At 58.2% G+C, this 6153-nt stretch carries 9 protein-coding genes and 1 pseudogene; 2 read left to right on the plus strand and 8 right to left on the minus strand.

Annotated features, from left to right (window positions below):
* Positions 1-325: pseudogene (locus C0456_RS19325) on the minus strand (hypothetical protein); the annotation flags it as partial.
* Positions 322-774 carry a nuclear transport factor 2 family protein gene (locus C0456_RS19330; RefSeq protein WP_291055862.1) on the minus strand — a complete coding sequence of 151 codons (453 nt, stop codon included), beginning with the start codon at positions 772-774 and terminating at the stop codon, positions 322-324. The pseudogene C0456_RS19325 and the gene C0456_RS19330, both read right to left, overlap by 4 nt.
* Positions 775-966: 192 nt before the next feature.
* On the opposite strand from C0456_RS19330, the gene C0456_RS19335 reads away from it, so the two are divergent.
* Positions 967-1497 carry an ester cyclase gene (locus C0456_RS19335; RefSeq protein WP_291055865.1) on the plus strand — a complete coding sequence of 177 codons (531 nt, stop codon included), beginning with the start codon at positions 967-969 and terminating at the stop codon, positions 1495-1497.
* A gap of 145 nt (positions 1498-1642) precedes the next feature.
* Positions 1643-1885, plus strand: a complete 243-nt coding sequence (locus tag C0456_RS19340; protein WP_067399094.1) for a hypothetical protein — start codon at positions 1643-1645, stop codon at positions 1883-1885.
* A gap of 125 nt (positions 1886-2010) precedes the next feature.
* On the opposite strand, the gene C0456_RS19345 is transcribed toward C0456_RS19340, so the two are convergent.
* The 6 genes from C0456_RS19345 to C0456_RS19370 form a co-directional block, all read right to left on the minus strand.
* The gene (locus tag C0456_RS19345; protein ID WP_067399097.1) at positions 2011-2763 is read right to left on the minus strand and encodes an SDR family NAD(P)-dependent oxidoreductase; all 753 of its coding nucleotides are present in this window, start codon (positions 2761-2763) and stop codon (positions 2011-2013) included.
* Entirely contained in the window at positions 2760-3527 is a 768-nt protein-coding gene (locus C0456_RS19350; RefSeq protein WP_291055871.1) for an alpha/beta fold hydrolase, read from the minus strand. The genes C0456_RS19345 and C0456_RS19350 overlap by 4 nt, the downstream gene beginning before the upstream one ends.
* A gap of 82 nt (positions 3528-3609) precedes the next feature.
* On the minus strand, positions 3610-4158 hold the full coding sequence (locus C0456_RS19355; protein ID WP_291055875.1) for a VOC family protein: 549 nt from the start codon (positions 4156-4158) through the stop codon (positions 3610-3612).
* A 16-nt stretch (positions 4159-4174) separates the two neighbouring features.
* The gene (locus C0456_RS19360; protein ID WP_067399106.1) at positions 4175-4576 is read right to left on the minus strand and encodes a MaoC/PaaZ C-terminal domain-containing protein; all 402 of its coding nucleotides are present in this window, start codon (positions 4574-4576) and stop codon (positions 4175-4177) included.
* Entirely contained in the window at positions 4573-5025 is a 453-nt protein-coding gene (locus C0456_RS19365; protein ID WP_291055883.1) for a hypothetical protein, read from the minus strand. The genes C0456_RS19360 and C0456_RS19365 overlap by 4 nt, the downstream gene beginning before the upstream one ends.
* Before the next feature lie 12 nt (positions 5026-5037).
* The coding region (locus C0456_RS19370; RefSeq protein ID WP_291055886.1) for an acyl-CoA dehydrogenase family protein at positions 5038-6153 on the minus strand (1116 nt) is incomplete at its 5' end.

Consider the following 6153-nt stretch of genomic DNA (forward strand, 5'->3'; position numbering starts at 1 on the left):
TGGAGACTGCAAACCACCAGCCCCAGCTAAACGGCATGAACATCGGCTTCACCGGGGTGGTAAAGGCCATTTCGCCCCAGAAGGGGAGGCGTTCGAACTGCGGGTTCCACGCCAAATAGGCGCCCCAATCGGCGAAGAATTCTTGCCAGAATCCGCTGGACCCGGCGACCAGCATAAGGCCGAAGAGGGGTATTCGGCGGTTTTTCGCGGTAAGGGCCGCTGCTGCCAGCAGCAGGCCGCACCACAGATAGATGCTGCCGGTTTCCATAATCCAAGGATTGACCGGATCGCCCATGGTTTGCGCTGCGATTGCTTCCGGGTTCACTGGGTCAACGCCTTGATATGTGAGGGCAGGTTGTGGGCGTAGCTCTTCTTTTCGTAGAGGCTGGAAATTCGCCAACCTTGCTGTGTGCGGCGGAACTGGTGAATGTACCAGAGGCCGAAGAAGATCGTTTGCGGTTCACCATGGTCTCCCGGAACGACCATCGGATTGTAACAGACAGTGCGCGTTTCGCAGGTATCGCCATCGAATTTGTACTGCGTGGTGGAAACTGCGTGCTGGGCCATCGGGATCGGGCCAAGGCTGGCTTCGAGGAAGGCCTTTATCTCGGGCAGTAAGCCCTTGATACCAACCATCTCACTGTAGTCGATCACCGCGTCATCGGTGAAAAACTGGTCCAGAGCATCGAAATCCTTGTTATCTACGGCATAGCAATAGCCGACCAGCAGATCCTGGATCTCGAATCTGTCAGACATCTCTTCGATTGAAAGCACGGCAGTCTCCCTTCTGTCCGTCAGCCCTTCTTGAATGCGCCTGCGCACGATGGTTCGTTCCTTCCCATTGGTAGGTTGCAGCCTGGGTCATGAAATCGAAAAGGAGCGTGTTTGAAGGCCGTGATCCGCATGGGTGCCGGTCGCATGCATTCCGAAGCTGCAATCCGCAGCGCACTTAACTGGAGAGAATTTATGGCCGGGCGGATCCCCCCCTTCACAATGGACGACTTCAAGCTTTCGCCCGAAAAGCGAGCAGAGATTTGCGATGGCCTGACTGAACGCCAGACCTTCATGGTCAACCAGTGGATGGATCTCCACGAAAAGCTTAACGTCGGCGACTGGTCGGGCTTTGACGAGTTCATGGACAAGTCGAAAATGACCTACGACAATCCGAACCGTCCTGACCTAGGCACGTTCGAGGAATGGTCGACTTCCCCGATGGCTCTATACAAGACCTTCCCCCCGTCGGTTTATCGCACGCTGAAGGCCTGGGGTAAGGGCGACGATGAGATCTGCGTGCTGTGCCACCACCACGGGAAGCACACCGGCGGCCCCTACATGGGCGTGCAGCCGACCGGAAATCAGCTGGACGTGCTTTGGTTCAGCTGGATCAAGTTCGAAGGCGACAAGATTGTCCATATCTATTCGATCTCCGATGTGCTCTCGATGCTGATCGATCTCGAAGTGATGGAGGCTCTGCAGCCGGTCGATCCCTACAAGTAGAGCAAGGCGCCCTTCAGTAAAACCAAGGGGAGGCAGCGATGCCTCCCCTTTCTTGTTGTGTGTGGCGCGCGGGGCCCGCTCGCAAGCGCCCGGCTCATTCATACGAGCGGTGGAAATTGCGAATACAAATTCTCTGGCCCCGCACGTGGCTCGTTTCGGTGCTGAGCAGGGTGGTCGTGCCGCATTCGCCGTGCACGTGATTGAGAATGAAAGTCGCAGGTTAATCGCCATTCACCAGCAGTTCGGCTACTTCGACCGTGTAGGTGCCAGCGAATTTATCCCACTTCTGCTGGACGGCGGCCTTACCTTCGAGCGGCGCGCTGCAGAAATATTAAACCACAAAACCTTCAGGCCCAAGGGTACGAAAAACTTTACTCAAATCCCATGATCTCCGACATTCCAGTAAGAATAGAACGATCCTATGCCTACTCCCATGGCAGGGTTTCCCTTCAATTGTCAGACCGCAGCGGCAAATCGCATTGACCTTCGAAAGATGGCCGCGATCGAACGTGCTCATAAGCTGAAGCCTCCATCTACGATGATTGTTTGCCCCGTTATGTAGGCCGACCGGTCCGATGCGAGGAACCGCACTGCCTCTGCCACTTCCCCGCCCGTACCGAAGCGGCGCAGTGCTATTGCCTTCTTCTGCTGCTCCCAAACTTCGGGCGAATAGAGGGTCTGCAGGAAGTTCGTACCAAGGCCCGCATCGATGATTCCGGGTGCCACCATGTTGGCACGTATGCCGAACTTGCCCTCTTCCTTGGCGATGGCTCTGCCAAGCGCCTCCATGCCCGCCTTGGGCACTGACGAAAGGGCATCTCCCGGAGGGAAGGTGTAGTTCGCCACCGAGACGACGATCACGAGGTTGCCGTGCTCTTGCGCGCGAAAAATTGGCAGGATTTCCGCCACTACACGCGTCAGCCCGATCAGTTCGGTCTCGATGACTTCGCGCCACTGGCTCTCTTTGATCTGGCTGACGAAGGGCTGCTCTATGGCCACGCCGGAGGCAAAGACCACAGCATCGATGGAGCCGAGCTGCGCGGCTCCATCGGCGACGGCAGATTGGACCGAAGCGGGATCGGCAAGGTCGCAGGATACCGGCCAGCCTTTGCACGAAGGGGGCAGGCTGGCGCAAAGCTTCTCCGCCTCTGCCTTGCTGGAACGATAGGTGAGGGCGAGGCCTTCGAAGTCTTCGGCTAGCGCCTTGGCGGCTGCTTGCCCAAGGCCGCCGGTGGCGCCCACGATCAAGGCATTCCTTGCTCTCATCCGATAGGCTCCTCTGGAAAGCGGGACAGTTGTGCCAGCAATTGTGCTGCAAAGGCATCATTCCTGTCGGCTGTGAACATGTGACCTGCGCCGCGTGCGATCAATATTTCCAGATGCGGGGCAAGCGCCTTGAAACGCGCGGTGTTGCTATCGCTGACGAGGTGGCTCAGCTCTGCCCGCACCATCACCAGCGGAGAGGTTACCCGCGCTGCTGCGGCAAGCACGGCTTCGTTCTCGCTTGGCGGATGCAGGAATTCTTCTTTGCCGGTGGCGGGATCCCAATGCCAGTGCCAGCGCCCCATTTCGTCCTGTCGCATGGATCGGGCAAGCCGTGCGGGATCGGCCATGCGAGGCTGTGCGAGATGATGGGACAGCGCAGCGGCAGCCTCATCAAGACTGTCATAGCCCCTGGCACCTTCGGCGAAGAACTGGCGAATTCCGACGATCCCGTCGTCTGGCATGTCGGGAGCCACGTCGGCCAGCATGATCAGCCGGACCCTTGCCGGGTGGCGCGCCCCCCCGATCAGTGCCGCCTGCCCGCCCCGAGATGCACCGACCAGTGTTACGCGCCTTGAAAACTGTTTAAGTAGAGCCTCCACATCGCGGGCAAACGCCTCGACATGGTAATCGCCATCGCTTGCCCATTGGCTTTCACCGTGACCGCGCAAATCGAAAGCGATCCCGTAATAGCCTGCTTCACCTACTTGGCGAGCCGAGGATCGCCAGGCGTTGCGGCTTTGGCCGCCGCCATGAAAAAAAAGCACAGGAGGAGCCTCCGGGTCGCCAAAGGCTAGCCCGGAAAGCTCCAGTCCGTCCCCCCTATAACTGACAGTATCGCCGCGCAAATCAGGCCTTGATGGGCACTGTTTCAGCGTGGCTGGAGTGCTCTCCCGGGCCCTTGTAGGCAAACTTCCCGGGCGCGTGATGCCACTTGCCATCGTCATGGCTTTCATAAGGCGAAGCAACTTCGATCAGGCAACCATGCGTGCTCTTGGCACCTACCCAACTCCATTTCTGCCAGGTCATGTCGGGATCGTTAAAGGTCTCGCCACCCCCGGGTAGATGCAGGCCCTCGGCCTTCAGCTTTTCCATCGCGGCGGGAACGTCGTCGGTGGTGAAGCACAGGTGATGAACATGTTCGCCGACCTTGTCCAGCCGCTTGCCGAGCGGTGTGCCGGGTGCCGGCTGGATGAACTGGATCTCGGTGGAATACTCATTGACGAAGGTAGCCCACTTCATTCCGGCATCGTCTCCGCTGGAAAATTCGTCGTACTTTACGATCGGCTTCTCCAGCGATTGCGGATCGAGAACGCGAAGGATCTTGGTCCAGTCCTCGATCGCTTGATCGAGGTCGCGTACCACCATACATACATGGGCAAAAGGACCGCTGGGCATTATTCGTCTCCTTGGATCAGATAATTATCGTGGCGGTGCCGGCATTCACGGTGCCGCGCCCATCCACATCGAGTTTGAGGTCACAGGAAACACGGTTTCCTTCAACCGCCGTAATTTCGCCGGAAGCGACCGCGCGGTCGCCTTCGTAAACGTTGTCGAGAAAGCGGGAATCCATGCTTTCGATACGGCAGCCGGGAAAGGCCGCCATCAGCATGTTCATCAAATAGGCCACGTTTATAGGGCCCTGGTTGATCCGTTTGTCGCCCAAACCCTTGGCCTTCACCACTTCCACATCGAGGTGGATTGGATTTGGATCGGCCAGAAACACGGACCAGTCGCGCATGGTATCGGGGCTGACGCTCTCTATTACGAACGGCGGCAAGGAATCGCCAGCCTTGATGCTGCTTGCGCCGGTCATGCGGCCAACTCCTTGCGCGGCAGAACCCACACGTTGTCTGTCTCCAGCACCGCGTCGCCCCCTTCAGCGGGGTGGAGGCGCAGGCGGTAAGTAAGCACGTCCATCACACCAAGCTTGCGGCTTTTCTTGCGCACGAGGCTGAGGATTTCACCAGTAACCCTATAGTCCTGCCCAACCATCAGTTGCTGGGCAAAGCGTACGCCGGATGAACCCATCATCGGGCCATCTTCCACGTCGAATTCGCAGGTTTCGCAAACCCCTGCCACGGATTTGCCCATGGCGACCTGGGTAGCAATGTAATAATAGATGGGGTGCGCGGTGCCATCGCTAGCCGGTTCCAGCCCGGTGGATTTGCATAGGGCGGCATTTTCATCGGCATCGATCGTAAAGATCGCGGTGCCATCCAGCGATGTTCCGGCGACGTCGGGGGCAGGGAGGAAATCTTCCATCTGCGATATCCTTCAGAACGACCGCGGCAGGCCGAGATTCTCGGCAATAGAATTGCGCACCATCTCGTTGGAGATTGGCGTCATCCTCAAGATGCGGTGATCACGCCAATAGCGCTGCATGTCGGTCTCGGCCGAATAGCCCATGCCGCCCATGATCTGGATGCCCATATCGGCTGCCTTTACGGCATTTTCAGTAGCCACCATCTTTAGCATGTTTGCCTCGTTGCCACATGCCATTCCGTTCGATTGCATCCATGCCACGTTATACAGCAGGAGTTCGGTCACCTTCTGCGAGGTGGCGATGTCAGCAACATAATGCTGCAGAATCTGGAACCGACCGATCACGCCGCCAAACGCCTTGCGTTGCATCATGTATTCCAGCGCGTCTTCCAGAACGCCGTCAATCGCGCCCAGGCACTGTGCGCCCACCATGATACGTTCGTTGTTGAGGCTCGGCAGCATTGCGCTCCACGCCTTGCCAGGTTCGCCAAGCACGTCCTCGTCGGGCACGAAAACGTCTTCGTAGTGCACTTCACAACTGCCCATGGCGCGCATGCCGAGTTTGGGCAGCAGACTGGTGGTTATACCGGGAGACTTGGCGTCCACAAACAGGGCGATCAGCCCGTGATGCTTCTTTTCGGCATTGCGATCGCTGCGTGCCAGCACAAGCAGCCGGTCGGCAACCTTCGCGCCGGTCGTCCACATTTTCGCGCCGTTCAGCTTCCAGCCGCCATCGACTTTATCGGCAAATGTCTTCATCGCGCCGAGCACATCGGTCCCGCCGTCAGGCTCGGTCATGGAGAGGGAAACACGCAGGTTTCCGGCTGCCATTTCGGGAAGCCAACGCTTCTTTTGTTCTTCGCTACCAGCAACCGATACAGAGTGCGCGCCGCCGAATGAGGTCAGCCCCCATACCCACAACAAGCCGCCCGCCGTGCGGGCCATTTCGCGGGCGAAGATCATCTGCATCAGCACATCGCCGCCAAGGCCGCCATACTCTTCAGGGATGCCGACTCCAAAGAAGCCTTGCTCCTTCAGTTTATCCCATATTTCAAAGGGGTAGTTTTCCTCATCCGCTTCAAGCTTGCGCATGAGATCCTTGGGCAATTCCGCATCCACCCAGCGGCG

It is taken from the genome of Hyphomonas sp., from assembly GCF_013823385.1.
In the GTDB taxonomy this organism is placed as follows: domain Bacteria; phylum Pseudomonadota; class Alphaproteobacteria; order Caulobacterales; family Hyphomonadaceae; genus Hyphomonas.